At 62.6% G+C, this 15,575-nt stretch carries 23 protein-coding genes and 3 pseudogenes; 4 read left to right on the forward strand and 22 right to left on the reverse strand.

Translation table 11 applies throughout. The features are described from left to right. Positions 1-4 precede the first annotated feature (4 nt). The 5 genes and pseudogenes from L0A91_RS10115 to L0A91_RS10140 all read right to left on the reverse strand — a co-directional run bounded on the left by L0A91_RS10115 (position 5) and on the right by L0A91_RS10140 (position 2,540). The gene (locus L0A91_RS10115) at positions 5-169 is read right to left on the reverse strand and encodes a hypothetical protein (protein WP_235244319.1); all 165 of its coding nucleotides are present in this window, start codon (positions 167-169) and stop codon (positions 5-7) included. Continuing rightward, a pseudogene (locus L0A91_RS10120) lies at positions 166-1,136 on the reverse strand (CocE/NonD family hydrolase). The gene L0A91_RS10115 and the pseudogene L0A91_RS10120 overlap by 4 nt, the downstream one beginning before the upstream one ends. After that, positions 1,058-1,252: a hypothetical protein gene (locus L0A91_RS10125; RefSeq protein WP_235246686.1), complete on the reverse strand. Its 195-nt coding sequence runs from the start codon at positions 1,250-1,252 to the stop codon at positions 1,058-1,060. The pseudogene L0A91_RS10120 and the gene L0A91_RS10125 overlap by 79 nt, the downstream one beginning before the upstream one ends. Then, positions 1,236-1,529, reverse strand: a pseudogene (locus L0A91_RS10130) (DUF6314 family protein); the annotation flags it as partial. The pseudogene L0A91_RS10130 and the gene L0A91_RS10125, both read right to left, overlap by 17 nt. Positions 1,530-1,706: 177 nt before the next feature. After that, positions 1,707-2,540: an aldo/keto reductase gene (locus L0A91_RS10140; RefSeq protein WP_235244322.1), complete on the reverse strand. Its 834-nt coding sequence runs from the start codon at positions 2,538-2,540 to the stop codon at positions 1,707-1,709. Between the two features lie 59 nt (positions 2,541-2,599). Here L0A91_RS10140 and L0A91_RS10145 point away from each other — a divergent pair, with 59 nt between their 5' ends. After that, complete coding sequence (locus L0A91_RS10145; RefSeq protein WP_235244324.1) at positions 2,600-3,127, forward strand: hypothetical protein; 528 nt, start codon at positions 2,600-2,602, stop codon at positions 3,125-3,127. Here L0A91_RS10145 and L0A91_RS10150 read toward each other — a convergent pair. Further along, positions 3,124-3,810, reverse strand: coding sequence for an ABC transporter ATP-binding protein (locus L0A91_RS10150; protein ID WP_235244326.1), 687 nt, complete (start codon positions 3,808-3,810; stop codon positions 3,124-3,126). The genes L0A91_RS10145 and L0A91_RS10150 overlap by 4 nt on opposite strands. Between L0A91_RS10150 and L0A91_RS19900 the strand changes: the two genes are divergently transcribed. Further along, a complete protein-coding gene (locus L0A91_RS19900) occupies positions 3,809-4,030 on the forward strand; it encodes a hypothetical protein (RefSeq protein ID WP_397333703.1) in 222 nt (73 codons plus the stop codon). The genes L0A91_RS10150 and L0A91_RS19900 overlap by 2 nt on opposite strands. 77 nt (positions 4,031-4,107) lie before the next feature. Here the strand turns inward: L0A91_RS19900 and L0A91_RS10155 are convergent. The 16 genes and pseudogenes from L0A91_RS10155 to L0A91_RS10230 all read right to left on the reverse strand — a co-directional run bounded on the left by L0A91_RS10155 (position 4,108) and on the right by L0A91_RS10230 (position 14,444). After that, positions 4,108-4,733, reverse strand: a pseudogene (locus L0A91_RS10155) (ABC transporter ATP-binding protein). A gap of 41 nt (positions 4,734-4,774) precedes the next feature. After that, a complete protein-coding gene (locus L0A91_RS10160) occupies positions 4,775-5,923 on the reverse strand; it encodes an FtsX-like permease family protein (RefSeq protein ID WP_235244330.1) in 1,149 nt (382 codons plus the stop codon). Then, positions 5,923-6,186 (reverse strand): hypothetical protein, encoded by a 264-nt coding sequence (locus L0A91_RS10165; protein WP_235244331.1) that lies wholly within the window; start codon positions 6,184-6,186, stop codon positions 5,923-5,925. Before L0A91_RS10165 ends, L0A91_RS10160 begins: the two co-directional genes overlap by 1 nt. After that, complete coding sequence (locus L0A91_RS10170) at positions 6,180-6,368, reverse strand: hypothetical protein (protein WP_235244334.1); 189 nt, start codon at positions 6,366-6,368, stop codon at positions 6,180-6,182. The genes L0A91_RS10165 and L0A91_RS10170 overlap by 7 nt, the downstream gene beginning before the upstream one ends. Next, the gene (locus L0A91_RS10175; RefSeq protein ID WP_235244336.1) at positions 6,365-6,973 is read right to left on the reverse strand and encodes a hypothetical protein; all 609 of its coding nucleotides are present in this window, start codon (positions 6,971-6,973) and stop codon (positions 6,365-6,367) included. Before L0A91_RS10175 ends, L0A91_RS10170 begins: the two co-directional genes overlap by 4 nt. Continuing rightward, complete coding sequence (locus tag L0A91_RS10180) at positions 6,945-7,463, reverse strand: hypothetical protein (protein WP_235244338.1); 519 nt, start codon at positions 7,461-7,463, stop codon at positions 6,945-6,947. Before L0A91_RS10180 ends, L0A91_RS10175 begins: the two co-directional genes overlap by 29 nt. Next, entirely contained in the window at positions 7,460-7,936 is a 477-nt protein-coding gene (locus L0A91_RS10185; RefSeq protein WP_235244341.1) for an FtsX-like permease family protein, read from the reverse strand. The genes L0A91_RS10180 and L0A91_RS10185 overlap by 4 nt, the downstream gene beginning before the upstream one ends. After that, entirely contained in the window at positions 7,903-8,556 is a 654-nt protein-coding gene (locus tag L0A91_RS10190) for a hypothetical protein (RefSeq protein WP_235244342.1), read from the reverse strand. Before L0A91_RS10190 ends, L0A91_RS10185 begins: the two co-directional genes overlap by 34 nt. Before the next feature lie 97 nt (positions 8,557-8,653). After that, positions 8,654-9,538 carry a hypothetical protein gene (locus L0A91_RS10195; RefSeq protein WP_235244345.1) on the reverse strand — a complete coding sequence of 295 codons (885 nt, stop codon included), beginning with the start codon at positions 9,536-9,538 and terminating at the stop codon, positions 8,654-8,656. Positions 9,539-9,607: 69 nt separating this feature from the next. Beyond that, positions 9,608-10,324: a hypothetical protein gene (locus tag L0A91_RS10200; RefSeq protein WP_235244347.1), complete on the reverse strand. Its 717-nt coding sequence runs from the start codon at positions 10,322-10,324 to the stop codon at positions 9,608-9,610. A 477-nt stretch (positions 10,325-10,801) separates the two neighbouring features. Continuing rightward, entirely contained in the window at positions 10,802-10,993 is a 192-nt protein-coding gene (locus tag L0A91_RS10205) for a cell wall-binding repeat-containing protein (RefSeq protein WP_235244349.1), read from the reverse strand. Positions 10,994-11,080: 87 nt separating this feature from the next. Beyond that, positions 11,081-11,683 carry a cell wall-binding repeat-containing protein gene (locus L0A91_RS10210; RefSeq protein ID WP_235244351.1) on the reverse strand — a complete coding sequence of 201 codons (603 nt, stop codon included), beginning with the start codon at positions 11,681-11,683 and terminating at the stop codon, positions 11,081-11,083. Next, positions 11,652-12,497: an N-acetylmuramoyl-L-alanine amidase gene (locus L0A91_RS10215; RefSeq protein WP_235244353.1), complete on the reverse strand. Its 846-nt coding sequence runs from the start codon at positions 12,495-12,497 to the stop codon at positions 11,652-11,654. The genes L0A91_RS10210 and L0A91_RS10215 overlap by 32 nt, the downstream gene beginning before the upstream one ends. Then, positions 12,449-12,871 (reverse strand): hypothetical protein, encoded by a 423-nt coding sequence (locus L0A91_RS10220; RefSeq protein ID WP_235244355.1) that lies wholly within the window; start codon positions 12,869-12,871, stop codon positions 12,449-12,451. The genes L0A91_RS10215 and L0A91_RS10220 overlap by 49 nt, the downstream gene beginning before the upstream one ends. A 123-nt stretch (positions 12,872-12,994) precedes the next feature. Next, a complete protein-coding gene (locus tag L0A91_RS10225; protein ID WP_235244357.1) occupies positions 12,995-13,948 on the reverse strand; it encodes a pirin family protein in 954 nt (317 codons plus the stop codon). Between the two features lie 133 nt (positions 13,949-14,081). Then, positions 14,082-14,444, reverse strand: a complete 363-nt coding sequence (locus L0A91_RS10230; protein ID WP_235244360.1) for a hypothetical protein — start codon at positions 14,442-14,444, stop codon at positions 14,082-14,084. A gap of 221 nt (positions 14,445-14,665) precedes the next feature. Here L0A91_RS10230 and L0A91_RS10235 point away from each other — a divergent pair, with 221 nt between their 5' ends. Together L0A91_RS10235 and L0A91_RS10240 are read left to right on the forward strand one after the other, a co-directional pair. Continuing rightward, a complete protein-coding gene (locus L0A91_RS10235; protein ID WP_235244362.1) occupies positions 14,666-14,827 on the forward strand; it encodes a hypothetical protein in 162 nt (53 codons plus the stop codon). Between the two features lie 90 nt (positions 14,828-14,917). After that, positions 14,918-15,571, forward strand: coding sequence for a hypothetical protein (locus L0A91_RS10240; protein ID WP_235244363.1), 654 nt, complete (start codon positions 14,918-14,920; stop codon positions 15,569-15,571). Positions 15,572-15,575 lie beyond the last annotated feature (4 nt).

Raw genomic sequence — 15,575 nt, forward strand, 5'->3', positions numbered from 1 at the left:
TCAGCTAGGGATCGGTGGTCCAGTTTGCGGCGAAGGCTTCGTCTGCCCGCTGGTCGGTGGGTAGGTCCGGGCCGGTCCAGATCGCGCAATATTCGCCCTGCCCCACCCCTGCGGTCAGTGGTGTGCAAACCGGCACCTGCTCCGTTAGCGGATCAAGTTTGCTACTCAACTGCCCTCGGTCCCCCAGGCTGAAGTTCGTGGCGTGCACATCAGCGCTTGGCCAGGAACTCGTCTGCACCCAACGCCCTGGCCGGTAGGCGTGCATCGGCGCTGGCGGCACGGATTCTTGGATGTAATAGCGGCCTGCTGACTCCGTTGGTTGACGCTCGCCGTCACCGTTTTCGTTAAGCCCGTCCGCAAGCCAGCGATCCCACCAGGCCAGCGCCTCTTGCAAAAGCCCACAGCCGGCCCCGGCACCGCGAAATGCGGGTACTTGTGAATCCAGGGGCCAACAAGCGCTTGGCGTGGCCCGGTCAGGTGCTCCATCAGGCGCGCAATGGTGTTTTTGTAGGAGTCACCCCAACCGCCAACGGCGAAGACCGGAATCTCGATGTCGTTGTAGTCCTCGCAGACCGAGCCGTGTCGCCAATAGTCGTCGCGGGTCTGATGCTCCATCCAGTTCTTCGCCAACAGCGGCATCGACTCCAGCCGCTCTATCCAGCGATCCTTGGCGTCGGGCACTAGGGCCGGGTCGGGCACGGCAGCGCTGAACGACAGCATGGTGGCCGCCCAGCCCAGGTTTTCGTTCATCAAGACGCCACCCTTGTAATGCACGTCGTCGGCGAACCGGTCATCGGTGGAGCACAAGGTGATGATTGCTTTTAACGGCTCTGGGCGCAGCGCGGCCAACTGCAAAGAGTTGAAGCCGCCCCACGAGATGCCCATCATCCCGAGGGCGCCGGTGCACCAGGGCTGAGCCGCAATCCAGTCGATAACTTCGAGGGCATCATCTTGCTCTTGAGCTAAATACTCATCAAGCATCAGGCCCGTCGACTCGCCGTTGCCACGCATGTCGACCCGCACCCCCGCATACCCGCGTGCTGCGAAATAGGGTATGTCAGTTCGTCGCGGACTGCTGTGCCGTCGCGTTTGCGGTAGGGAAGGTACTCGAGGATCGCGGGAACGGGGCTGCGCAGGGCCGACTCTGGTAGCCATATTCGTGCCGCCAGCACGGCCCCATCAAGCAGGGGATCTCGACGTTCTCCCAGACGATCACGTCGGCCAACTCTTCGGGCTTAGATGTCTGCGTCACGTCGGACCTTCGTTTCATAGCGGTGGTCTTTTTGCGGTCCGCGGACCTCCCAGATCACCGACCATTGCGTGACGGGCTCCGCGTCTGCAGCGATGTCGATTGAACCCCGATAGCGGTCATCCCGGCAAGGGTGATCGAGATACTCACCTGGCAGCCACGGGTGGAACGGGCGACCATCGTCGAAAGTGACGTCCCAAGCACCATGATCACCGCGCACAATCCGCAGATTTCGGTGTATCTCGTGCTGCTGGCCATTCCACAAAAGCACCCCGACCTCACGCCAATCGACGTGACCATCGGGGTGCTTTTGGGGGTCATGGTGCCGACGACCGTGCCATGAATATCTGCGGCTTGGTCGACAACGGTGCGCTCAAATGTCCAGTCCCCCAGCAAGCGTAGAGGGCTGATGCTCTGGTCCATCACCGCACTATGGCATGGACCAGAGCGGACGCGATCACATCATGGTGAAGTCTGCGGTCTGCGGGTCCGGGAACATCCGCTCGTCGGTGTCCAAGCCGGTGATCGTGGCCATCTGGTCCGCCGACAACTCAAAGCCGAACAGATCAATGTTGGAGCGGATGCGCTCTGGGGTGACCGACTTCGGGATGATGATGGTGCCGTTCTGCAGGTGCCAGCGCAGCACGACCTGGCCCTCGGAGACGCCGTGTGCAGCAGCGATTTCTTTGATAGCGGGCAACGACAAGTCCTTGGCCTGGCCAATCGGCGCGTAGGCCTCAACGGCAATGCCGTGCTTGGTCGAGGCAGCCTGGGTGCCTGGCTGCTGGAAGCTGGGGTGCAACTCGAACTGGTTGACCGCCGGGGTGACTTCCACGCCCTTCATCAGATCTTCGACGTGGTCGGGCAGGAAGTTGGAGATGCCGATCGCGCGGACTGCGCCCTCGGCATACAACTTCTCCATCGCCTTCCAGGTGTCCGCGGCCTTGCCCCAGGCGGGGACGGGCCAGTGGATCAGGTAGAGGTCGATCACGTCGACGCCCAACTCGCGGCGGCTGTTCTCAAAGGCCTGCAGGGTCTTTTCAAAGCCCTGCTCGCCATTGCGCAACTTGGTGGTGACGAAGACATCCGATTCTGGCAAGCCGCTGGCCTTGAGCGCGGCACCAACGCCAGCCTCGTTTTGGTAGCCCGCAGCCGTGTCAATGTGGCGGTAGCCAGCCTCAAGCGCGGACTCAACCGCGACCTGGGTCTCATCGTCGGGGATCTGGAAAACTCCCAACCCAACCTGGGGGATCTCGACGCCGTTGTTTAGAACAATGTTTGGAATCGTCATATCAAGGGCAGCGTTCAGAACTACTGCGATATTCCACTCGAACAGCGACACTGGAGCGTATGGAGTGGGTGCTGCTGGGTGTAGTGGCCCTGGCTGTGATTGCCCTAGGCGTGTCACGCAACCGTCGGGGCAATGCCGATCAGCCTGCGCCCGAGAGCAAGCAGGCGGCCAAACCTGGCGGTAAGCCAACCCCGGTTCCCAAGCCGGATCCGAGTCTTGCTGCCACCGATCAAACCGAAATCGACCACTTGTTTGCTGCTGTTGATGCCGAAATCGCCGACAAACTCATCGAGTTGCTTGAGGTGAGGTTGCGCGATGTCATTCGGCGCCAGGTCCCAGTGCGAGCGATCCGCAGCTCCCCTGCCCCGTCGGTCGCTCGTATCTGCTTTTCCAATGGCGTGATTGTGCTGGCCAAAACGCATGCGTCTGGCGGGCTCATTCCTATGGCCAAGGCCATGATGACTTCGTCAGTGACTCTCAAGCGCTATGACCGCAGCGATGAGGATCGGCCACCGGCGCTCCACTTTGTCTGGCGCCACGGCGGACACGTTGAGGTGACCGCAGTTGGTCTCGACCAAGCCGATTAGCCGCTCACCCGCTCGCCTTGATGCAGTTCAATAACCTCGTCTGCCCGGTCGATCAGCAATGTGTCGTGCGTGGCGACAATCGCAGCGATGGACTCTTGGTGCGTGAGTTGGGTCAGCAGATCCATGATCGTGGCTGCCGTCGTCGAATCCAGTTGTCCCGTTGGCTCATCAGCAATAACAATCCGGGGACGGGACACCAAGGCACGCGCAATGCCGACACGCTGCTGCTGACCACCCGATAGCTCATAGGGCCGTTGATGGCCATGGCGCCCCAACCCCACCAGATCCAACACCTCCGCGACTCGCTCGTCGCGCTCCTTTGCCGGGGTATCCAGCAACCGCAACGGCACTTCGATGTTCTCTGTTGCAGAAAGCACCGGGATAAGGCCAAACGATTGAAAGACATAACCAATCGACTCTCGTCGAATAGCCAAAACCTCTGATTCAGACAGATCCGACAGCACTCTCCCATCGCCCAGCACCGCCTGACCGCTCGTTGGCCGATCAAGCCCGCCCAGGAGATTGAGCAACGTCGTCTTTCCCGACCCCGAGGGGCCGCGCACCACCGTCAACGCGCCTGGTTTGGCCTCGAAATCGACACCGGCCAAAGCGTGCACCTCGTTGGCTCCGCTGCCGAACTGTCGGTGCAATCCGCGCCCGGCCAGGGCATACTCCGCGCTCATGTTTCTTCCCTTCGCCCACCAGGTCATGCGTCCCATCCGGCCAGATGCCCACGTGATCAGGCTCCAACTCCAGTCGAACCCGGTCCTGCAACCCCAAGCTCTGGACGTGGGAGTCGGGCAACTGCAGACGGCCGGCCCGGTCGATCACCGTGAACTCCTCGGCTATCACTCGACCCTGGCCCTCATCGTCCAGCTCTTCTCGGCGGATCACCTCGGTTGAGGTGCGCCCGTCGCGAATCTGCACTGTGCGCCCCACATGGTCGGCCACCGTGGGATCGTGCGTGACGATCAAAACCGTCACGCCCAAGGTCGCCGATGTCTGCGCCATGGCGCCCAGCACCTTGGCCGACATCTCGTCGTCCAACTCCCCGTTGGCTCATCGGCCAACAGCACGGTTGGGTCATTTGCCAGCGCCGTGGCGATCGCCACCCGCTGTTGCTGACCCCCGACATTTCACGCGGCCACCGGTCACGCACGTCACTGATCTCCAACAAGTCAAGCAACTCATCCACCCGCTCGCTGCGACCTTTGCGCGATGCGATCAGCATCGGCAGGGCAATATTCTCGGCTGCGGTCAGGAAGGGCAGCAGGTTGCGCGAAGTCTGCTGCCAGACAAACCCCACGCTGCTCCTGCGGTATGCGACTCGTTGCTTGCGCGTCATCGCGCCCAGGTCGACTCCGGCCACTTGAGCCCGGCCACCAGTCGGCGCATCGAGGCCCGACAGGATGTTGAGCAGCGTCGACTTGCCCGAGCCGGATGCCCCAACGAGGGCCACCAAGTCACCCGCGTCCACCTGCAGATTGAGCCCCTGCAAGGCCTGCACCTCAATGCCCTCCGTGGAGTAAATCCGCACCAGGTCTTCGCACACGATGTCTGGCTCGGAGCGTTGTTGGGGAGCAGACTGCTCCGTTTGCAGAGTCATAGGACTACCTTTCCTCGCCAAGGCGCAGGTGTTGGGCAAGATCAGTGCGGGCAGCGACCGCGGTGGAAAGCGCTACGGCGATCGCGAGAGATGCCAACACCCAAAGCACGACCAGCGCGAGCCACAGCGGGTTCACCGCTAGACCGGGCTGCCAGGCCCCACCGGTGGAGTGCGCAGATCAAGGGCTTGGAGCAACAACCAGGGATACAGGCGCCGAGCAAGCCGCCGGTCAGGAAGGCCGCCACGATGCCTGGCGCTGCTTCCCAGCTGGCCAGCGAGCGGACCTGGCTTCGGCTGGCTCCCATCGTTCGCAAGATTGCCAACAGTCGCACTCGGCTGCGGGCGCCCAGGGCCTGGCCAAGGACGATGGCCACTGCAGTCAGAGCGGTGGTCAGTGCTGAGGCAGCGATCAGCACTATAGTCAGGCCAGAAGTGGCTGGAGCCTCCAACAACACCTGCAAATCCGCCTGAGGGGTGTCGACCAGCGAATTCGGCAAGACGCCACTGACGGCCGCCCTCACTGCTGCTGGATCGGCGCCTTCATTGATGGCCACCAACGCAACATTGCCAGTTGGCACATCTCGATCGCTCGCTTCCCAGGCGGACCTGGTCGTCACCAAAAACTGCGAGTCGGTTCGCACGCCAGGAAGCCGGTCAATCGAGCCAACAATCTGAGCTGAGGTGTCGTTGGGCAGGAGCGCTGAGCCCGCAGCTTCAAGACTGCCGCCTGCCATCAACGGCATGGAATCACCGCCGGAGTACAGCGCACCTGGGAGTGGAGTCACCAGTGGGGCCGATTCCTGAACTGCCTGCAGCGAATCGTCAACGACGTAAACAGTGACTGGCGTTTGTCGGCCTTCTGACTCAAATTCAGTGCGGGTCTGGGCCACCCGGGCCACAGCAGCCACACCAGGGACAGCAGACAAGTCCTCAACGACGTCGTCGGTGATGCTAGGCCCGCTTATCCTGATCTGCGCTCCGGCATCGTTCCAAGCAGACTCTTGAGCGCCTTGGTCAATCGTCGAAGCCAACATGGTGCTGAGTGTGGCCACCGAGACGCCAAGAACGACGACAACAATCGGCAGGAGCCCACCTGCGGAGTCGCGCACTGCCCGTGCCACGCCGACAAACGGAGCCAGCCCGGTGCGGGTATGCAGCCTCCGCGTCAGAGCCCGCAATGGCACCGGCATCAAGCGCAGGGTGAGGAGCGCAATCGCAAGGGCAGCAGTGCCGGCGTCGCGGCGATGAGTGGGTCAACTCCAACGCCATCGGTGGCCGGGCCACGCGTCAACAGGCGCCAGAGTGCTATCGCTGCGACGGCGAAGATCGACGCTTCCAGCAGACGTCGCTTTTTGCTGCGCTGACCACCCAGGTCTGAGCGAGCCGCATTGAGCGAGCCGGGTGTCGAAACCAGGCCCAAGGCACAAGCCGGGGTCAGTCCAATGATCAGCACGACAGCGATGCTGCCCCACGGCCACGGTTGAGCGGCCCGACGATGAGACCCGCCGCCGCATACCCGATCAGGGCCGCGGGCAAACCAATCAGGAGGCCTTCGAGGGCTAGCAACCCTCGGATCTGCAGCACCGAGCCGCCACGTGCCGAGGCAAGGGCCAGTGTGTTGGATCGACGCGTCACGATGAGTTGGGCGCCCAAAGCAAGGACAGCGACGGCGACTCGATGGGTCCAGCCGCGACGACGGCCGCGATGGAGGCGGTCGCACGCTGCTGGCCGCTCAACGCTTCCAGGGTGTTGAACAATTCAGTCGAAAACTGAGCTTCAAAGTTGACTGGTTCTTCGACGGCAACAGCATCCGCGCTGTCCGCGGCGACGAGCGGCACTGAGCCAGCCGTAAAACCGGACAGTTGCGCGGTCAGCGTCGCGACATCGTCCCCAGCGATGCTTGACGCGTTGAGCGGATACCAGGCGTTGAGCAAACGGGCGTCTCCAGGCTCAGTCACGCCCGGATTGCCGGGTGCCAGATAAGCCGCGGCGTTGGCCAGCAGACCCTTGTCAAGATCATCAAGGACAGATAATTCTGTGGCGTAATCGCTATGTGCCCAGTGCGAGTCCGTCTCGTCATTGACCTGATAGGTGCCGCTAAGCCGGGTCGGGACCGCTCCGGCTCGCACTTCACCGACCTCCCACTCCAACTGCTCTGCTGCATCTTGGCTCAGCAAGATCTCCGCTTCAGCGTTCACCCTGCCATCGCCATCAAAGACGGGGATGGTGGGGTCGGCCAATCTCCTTCGACCAGCGTGACAAGGTTTTTGATCTGCGGATCGACGCGATAGTGCAACGTGATCTCGGCGATGTCGCTCGCTGGGTCGTTTGGCACAACAGTCGGGCTGCCGACGTCGACGTAGAACCCGGCTGGCTGCAGCAACGAGCGCAAAGGCTCGGGTTGTCCGACACGATGTGCTTCAAACCTGCCGACAGCGCCTCCCACGTCACCTCCGGCCCAGGAAACCGCGCTCCGCTGCCGTCCACGAAATACCGTGAAAAGGCCAGCGGGGTTGTGCTGCTGAGGTCTCGCTGAGTGACGCTGAGACGGTTAATCGAATAATCGGCCTGACGGGCATTCATCTCGGTCAATAGCCGGGGCGCAATTGTTGCCAGCAAAGCCATCACCAGCACTAAGACAGCAAGAAGCAGCGAAACTCCGGGATCTTTGCGCACTTGCTTGAGGGCCAGCGTGGCAGCCCCGGGGGCCCGGCGCAGTCGGTGCGTCATCGGACTTCCTCCCGGTAGTCCGCGTCCAGGGCCTGGGCTCGCACGCGCGCCACCAAGACAGACCCGACGAGCACAAGGATGGCAACCATCAGGCCCAGCACGGCCAGCCACGGCCCCACCGTCAAAGCCAGGGTCGCCGGGATACTCGCTACGCCCTGAGGAATTGTTGACCGCGCTAAATCTGGCACGACCAACAGCGACACCGCCCAACCGGCCAATCCACCAAACACCGTGGCAGCGACCAGCACACCCACCAGTTCAGTGAGCCTTGATCGGGCCTGGGCTCGCGGAGTCATGCCGAGCGCTCGGAGCACAGCCACCTCTGCGCGCCGAGCGGCAACATTGCTCACGGCAACGGCCGCAACACCGATACCCGCAAGCAGAACTGCTCCGACTGAGGCAGCCCAAAACACCAGCCGAACCGCCCTAGCCGGGTCGGTCACTTCGAGCGCCTGGCCTGGCTCAGCAGACACAATGCCCGGCAGCGCGGCATTTCGGCCGCCGTCTGCGTTGGCTGCGCAGACGAAACCCAGACCTCATCTGCAGCAGGCGGTGTGGCGCCTTCGGCATAAAGCGCCACACTCAGCGCCGCAGAGTCGGCCACGATGAGGCGGGGGCTTGAGAAGCCAGGCACAGCATCGACGATCTGCACAACTTCAGCACCGACCACCGCGCCAAAGGACTCAAGGTCGACACGCGAGCCAACACTGAGGCTGTTCGCTTGCGCTAATTCGGTGCTGAGGGCAACAGGCACCTGGCCTCCGGGATCGAAGGCGGCAAGGGATGAGTCCACGCGGCCATCAGCCCCCGAGAGGCTCGGTGCGTCGACTACGTCGATGAGCAGGCCGCTTTCAGACTGCTCGACCAAGATGTCCTCTGATTCAGACGTCTGAGCCCAGTCATCCGCAGCCCGAGTCAATGAAATGGCCTCGTCACTAGCATTCATCGTGATGTCCGCGCTGGAGGTGACAGGATCCGCTGACCCGGTGAAAACGATCGGTGTCGACACATCGAGCGCCACAACTTCGTATGCGGTGTCAGGCAGCAACTCAAGCACCACGGAGGTGGACTGTGGGGTTATGTCGATCTGCACGTCCTCGGGAGTCTCGGCGTCAACCGAAAAGCGCTGGTGGTAGAGCCCGCATCGAAGGTAGAGATTCGTCCCGAAGCCGTGTCTCTGAGGGCGAGGGTCAACTCAAACCCACCCTCCTGGCCGCCAAACCCTCCAGTGCTATCGCGAGCGCCTCATCCGCTGGCACCCCTGCTTGCTGCGACAACCCTTCATACAACGACGCAAACTCACTCTCGATGGCCTCTGCCGCTGCCGGTGGCATGACCACCTGCCAGTCAACATCAACCTGCACCGTTTCGGCGCCAGTCGGCAGCGGGATTCCTTCGGCTGGGCCAGGGCTAAGCACGTCGGCCAACTCGGCCGGGTCTGCCGCGCCGTTGGGCACGTCGGTCACGGCTCCCCAGCGAGCCATCGGCGCCACGATGGCCTGGGCATCGGTGGCTCCAACTTGAGTGTCTGCCACCCACACTGGCGAAACGGCCTCAACCCCAGAGACCTCCGAAATCGCGCGGCGGTCTCTCTCGTCCGCACCCGTTTGCTCCAGCACGACGCGGACATCGGATCCTTGCCCAAGTCGGCGACGCTGGCCCGCAGGTCGCTCGACGTGGCGGCATACATTCCAGCGACGGTCGCCGTGCCCATCGACAGGACGATCAACACGACTGGCACGGCATAGACTGACAACTGACGGGATACTTGCGTTGCAGCCAGGTGACCGGCTAACCCATGACGCCGCGCCACTGTTTGACCCAGTCGAGAAAGCGGGCCCAGGGCCGCCAGTGCAATCACCGCGCAAGCGGTCAATAAGAATGTCGGCGCCGAGCCCGCCAACAAGTCCGTGCTCAACTCCCTGCGCGTCCCGGATCAAGGGAGACCCATAGCGCTGCAATTGCCACCACGAGAGCCCGGCCAGCCCGAGGACGGCGACAACAACCACGCCAGCCGCCACCACGACGGCGCCCTGATAGATCAGAGCGCTGGCGGGTGGCCAGTTGGCGGACATGGGTGACCGATACGGCCGTCAGCACAGCGACCACAGCCACACCGGTGAGCGCGCCCACGGCGATAACGATCACTGGGTCAACTGAGCCTGAGGAACTGACACGGCGAGGACGAGGCCGGCTGCAACCACGCCGACACCGCCGCCCGTTACCGAGAGAGCCAGGGCTTCCAGCACGGACCAGCCAATCACCTGACGGCGAGCCGCGCCCCGGGCCAAGAACAACCCAAACTGACTGGTCCTGGAGACCACCAACAACCTGGCCAGCTGCACCAGAGCAATCAGGCAGACCCCAAAGAGCAAGAGGAGCGGCACCACTCCAAGAGCTCGGGCGATGGCAAGATTCTGGGCGGCCGCCGCGGCTGTCGGTGCCAAATCGCCGTCGACCTGAACTCCGCGCAGTTCCACGTCACTCGACTTCAGGGTTGAGCGCAAGGTTTGTGCCGCTGAGGCGATCGGAGCCAGATCATCAGGCTGCAGAGCATCCGCGTCTGGCTGAATCGTCCAGCGCACAAAGGGTGGATCGCTGAAAGCGGCTATCTCCTCAGTGGCAACGATCAATGGCCCAACTTCTCCGTCAGCCTGACCGGCCCTTGCCAGCGGGTCGTCAAACCAATAGGCAGCTGCCGGGTCTGTCGGTCGCCAGAGGGCCGAAATCTGCACGTCTTGCCCATCGACGGAAATCTCATCACCCTGGGTAAGGCCCCAAACTGCAGCGGCTTCGACGTGCAGTGCGCCCTGTATCGGCATTGAGCCCACCGCTGGCCACGCGCCGTCGACAACATCCACGAGGCCAGCCTCCCTGGCACCACCGTGTCGTCGGCGATCACCACGAGCCGCTCTTCGCGACCGTCCACTGGTCGCGGATCGCTGAGGAGCGAACGTTGGACGATGACTTCCGCAGGCGCAAACGCTTGCTCAAACAACTGCCTCGCAGCAGCGTCCTGGGCCGGCGCGTCCTGCTGCTGACGGGTCAGCACCTGCAACCCGGCTTCTGTTGGGCTCTAAACCTCAACAATGGCTTGGCGAGCGGACACCGTCGCCGCCGCCAGCGAATACCCGACGGTTCCTGTGATGATCGCCGTGGTGACTGCGATCAGCACAAACACACTGAGTAGCAGGCCTCCACCCGATCGGGCGCGACGGAGGCTGGGGCGCACGCTTGAGAGCGCGCCGCCTCCGTGGCCTTCGTCAGACGACAAGACTCCCCTGATCTCGTTGAGTGCTATTTAGACCCTAGGCGCGAGGGCAGACACTCTCAACAGATCAGCAGCGGGTCGTGCCTGCTGAGTGGCTCATCCCGCCGCCAAGAACCGTGCTCAGGTTTGTGTCGAGCACGGACGTCGCGATGCGGACTGGCGCCGGCATACAGGTCGGCCTTGCTAGCAAAACTGGAGCGTTTTGATAGTCCGCGAGTTGCGTTCCAGCGACTGCATCGATGGACGCGCCGCCATCCACGATCAACGCACTTCCAGCGCCCCCGTCCAGGTTGCCCGAGCCAGCATGGCTGATGTTTCGAACCGATCATCGCCGCCAATTCGCGAGTTAGCCGTGCCTGGCATGGCCAAGCGAACCTGGTCTCGGTAGGCATCGGTGATGTGCGTTGATCCGCCCAAACACGATTCGCTCGGGCGAAAGCCGAGCGATCTCCGTTGTCGTCTCGACGTCGAGGTCAGTGGCCCCGTTCACGAGTAGCACTGCATCGTTGTTGGCTGCAGCAGCCGCTCCACCGGCAAGGGCATCGGCGGGTTCTTGTCCCGATGCCAAATACAGAGTGCTGACCTGATCGAACTCACCAGTCAGAGCCCGAGCAGTCTCATACCGGGTTTCGCCTGAGATGCGACTCACGTCGTAGCCCTGATCCCCGAGCCAACGCTGCACACCTGGGCTGACCGCCGACGTGCCGCCCACGACGACGACCCGCTGCGGATCCAGTTCCGCTAGCCTCCGCTGCACGCTAGAGGGGATACCAGTTGGCTTCACTAACAACACGGCATCGTCGTTAACCGCGGCTAGGGGCCCCAGCGCGAGCACATCCGGGATTGAATTCCCACTGGCAACATAGACCGTCTCCGCACCGAAGGGGTGTGAAGCTTCAGCAAGGTCCCCAGCCGTCTCATACCGACTCTCGCCTGCGTACTTCTGCACAGCGATCAGGTTGCGGGTCTGATAAGACTCCACCCGATCGGTGAATTCCCCAGTCTGTTGGCGAAGTAATTGCCAGGGCATGAGGTGCTATTGACATCGCGGTGCCGGTGAACAATTGGCAGCGTGCGAGTCCAGCCTTCAAAGTGTTTTCGTAACGGAAGGTGTCTTGGGCCGCGAGGTCGTTGACGTCCAATCGCCAAGCGGTCACGGCTGCCATCGCTTCAAAGCCCGAACTGGGCACCTGGCTGACGCTGTAGTCACCCAGGATCGAGATACCTGCTGTCGCATAGTTCATCCCATTGGCGTGGGCGGTTCGCAAGCCCTCGTTGGCGCCACCGCGGCGCCCCTCCCAGGCACGCCCGTGCTTGTCGACCAGCAGGTTGTAGCCGACATCACCCCAGCCACGACTCTGTGCATGGAAGTCGTAGATTCCGCGCAAGATGGCTGGGACCTGCCCTGAGGTGTAGGAGTTTGAGCCAGCCGTGTGGTGGATCGTCACGCCCAGGCCCGACTCGGTGTAGTTCGGACTGAATTCACGAATGGACTCATCTGCGCCCCAGTCTTGGCGAGTGCCGATGACGGGGCCATTGACACCGTAGGCCTGGGTGACGGCCTCAGGCGTGATGGCCTCCGTGCTCTGCGCTGATTTGCCATCAACGCGCGGAACGTCGGTCAGGTCCTCAGGCCGACTGGCGACTTCCCAGACATCCAGCACAACCGGGACGTTGGGACCAACAACATCAAACTCAACCTCATCGACCCCGATCATGATGGCGCCCTCGGTTCCGGTGGTGACTTCCACGGCCCCAGGCAACTCAGGCTCATCACCGCCAGTGGCAACTGGCGCGGTGCTTGCTTCCCTTCTTGCCAGGGCGACCACGCATCCCCGGTGCGGCTACGCACCAGGACGTGGCCGGCTTCGGCACCGGGCCAGGTGACTCCGACGATCGCGACTTCAGTGTCAATCGCGGCACCGCCCTGCAGGTGGGCGCCTTCAGACTCGGTATGTTCGTGCGTCGTCGCAGAGTCGCCGCCGTCAATGACGCTGGCTGGCTCGCTGATTTCGGTCAACGTGACAGATTGGCGACGGTCTTGCTCATCCGTAACGAGGTCGTCTTGGACTGGCCGCTGTGCGATGTCCATCGGTGTTGCCCAGGCCGAACCTGCGCCGAAAACGAGTGCCGTCACGAGGCTTGCGGCGGTAGCGATTCTGCGCATGGGAGGGACTTCCTTAAAACGGGTGCACGATTTTCGGGGAAACTCCCAGTGTGCGCTCCGTTTTTGGCCATTTCTAGGCTTTGCGCCGGTCAACTACTTACGGGGTTTGAGATTTACTCCCGGTAATGCGGGGGCCGGTATGCGCTCCATGCCTCCCCGAACTTGGCCAAAGCGTTGCGGCGCAACACCATTGGATTCCTTTTCCCATCGCGCCCTGGCTTGCTCGATCTCACTCTGGGAGCGCCCGACGAAGTTCCACCACATGAGTATTTCTTCGCCAAAGGGTGGTCCGCCCAATACCAAAATCCGAGCCTTCTCTGGCGTGTCAATGACCATGCTGTCGGCACCAGATGGCAAGAACGCAAGCTCACCGGCCTGCACAACTTGCCCGTTGACAGTCACCGAGCCGGTGTCGACCAGCACTCCGTGCTCAAACGCCGCGTCGCTCGTGAGGTGCAACGAGGCTCCTGCGTCAAGGTCAATCTGAGCTCCCAGCAAGGGCGTCTGGGTGGGCACCGGAGAAGACTGAGTATGCGTGGCTGCGTCCTCGTCGAGCCACGACAACTCCCCCAGGAACACAGTGACCTGGCCACCGGCGACCGGAACAGGACTGGCGGCATACCGGGCGAAGTCGGGGTTCATCTGCGCTCGGCCTTTGGGCAGAGCCACCCACAACTGCACGCCATGCAACACGGTGGTCTCGGGAGTCGAGACTTCTGAGTGGCTAATCCCAAAGCCAGCCGTCATCAGGTTGAGTTCACCAGGGCGCACCACCGCATGGCTGCCGATCGAGTCGCGGTGCTCAATTGCACCAGCAAAGAGCCACGAAACCGTCTGCAGACCAATGTGTGGATGTGGCGCCACGACCATCCCGGGCCGGTCCTGGGTCACGTCGTCGGGGCCGTAGTGATCGACGAAGCACCAAGCCCCAATCAACGAGCGGCCGCGTGAGGGCAATGTCCGGCGCACTTTCATCGCGCGCGGGCCGCCAAGGGGCACCTCACGTGGTGCGAAAACTTCGATCTCTTTTGCCGGATTGGCGCTCATACCTTCACGATAGGCCCGCGTCCGCTGCTCAGCCTGAGTGGGTATGCACGAAAGCCTGATCCCGATGGAACAACTCGCTTTGCCCCTCAGAGAACGGCCATTCGCCCAGCCAGTCATAGGCCGCTGACCTGCGTCAGATAGTCAGCGATCGCCCGATGGTCAGGGTGTGGATAGACCGCGCACTCGGTCGTGTCGCCCGCATACCAATACGACCCCAGACCTCCTGCGGCCCGTCGATGTTGGGTAGGCCAAACAATTCGGGTTCCTGCAGGACGAGGTCAAGGGCCCACTGAGTCTCATCGCTCGTGAGGTCGCCGTCGCCCGCATTAAAGGCCACCAGTGCTCCACGACCTGGCTCATCGAGCCATACCTGAGCAGTGGGGTCGTGGACCAACTCCCCGCCGTCGTCTCGTTCGGTGATCGGATCGTGCCTACTGAGGTCAACCGTGATGGCCTCGGCGAAGTCACCAGGGATGGACGGATCTTCTAGCGACATCTGGGTAAAGAAATCAGTCCAGGCCTCGAGGCGAGTTTCCGCACAGGCCTCGCTCCACATCCCCCGACGTCAGCACAGGCACCTGATTCTTCGCCCCGGGTCAGCACGATCATGACGGAGTATGCGGTGGGCGGGCCAGCCTTCAGAGTCAGCAAGCGAAAGCGCTAGAGCCACTCATAGCGCTGGGTCGCAACTCCCTGCTAGTGTATTTCGGCTCGCATGTGCTCAATTCCTTACTGCGCCGCTCCGGTCTTTTTGACGCCTTCGTGACGCTGTTCCCTTCCGGCGCCGTGGCCACCTGGGGTATGCCTGCGCTCGCTGTCCTTGCCTGGGCAGCCCTCGCCTTTGCGCTGAACCGGAAAGAGATCTACGTCCGCGCCTAGTCTGGGAAATGCCAGGGAACCGCGTGGCTCTAGCCCGCGTCCACCTGGTGTGCGATTCTCGCCAGAGAGAAACGCGAGTTTCGGACCGTCGTGACGGTCCCCATTCACGAGATCGGCAGGGAGAACGTGAGCAGAGCAGAGCAGTTTATGAATGCTGCGAGACAGGTCGCTGGTGGCGCCGACGCGCGCCAGATGGCCAGCTCGATGGCACAGCAGGGCGGGCAAGCGGCGCAGCAGGCAGCTGGCGGCGCGGCCAACCGAGGCAGTGGCGGGGGTGAGGACAATCGGCGCCGCAATGAGAACCGCGGTGAGGACGAGTTCGACCTTGATGCTCGAGACTTTCCCTCGGCGCGCGATCAAGCGGCTTCGCCCGGCACTAGGATTCAGGCGACCAGTTGCTCCATTGGGGATTCGGCTGAGCACCTGAGCCGAAGCAACTATGAGCAGGGGCCCAACGGGCCGGTGCACGTCATCACCCCCATGGTGATGCCCAAGGGCACCCGAGTTCGCGCGCTATTTCCCGCCGTCATCTTGGTGATCGTTGGCATTGTGGGCAGCATCGTCCTCCTCCCGTTTGACCTATCGTTCGCGGTCTTCGGACCGCACTATGTGGCGCTGGTGATCGTTGCTGCTCTCTTTATGTGGTGGCGTGCTGGCATGGTGATGGTCCCCGAGGGCTGCGTTGCCTTAATTTCTCGCTTTGAAAGGTCGAAGCCGAGGTCGGGCCCGGGCTGGTCACGCTGATCAA

Origin of the sequence: Ornithinimicrobium sp. INDO-MA30-4 (genome assembly GCF_021535045.1) — a bacterium.
Classification (GTDB): Bacteria; Actinomycetota; Actinomycetes; order Actinomycetales; family Dermatophilaceae; genus Ornithinicoccus.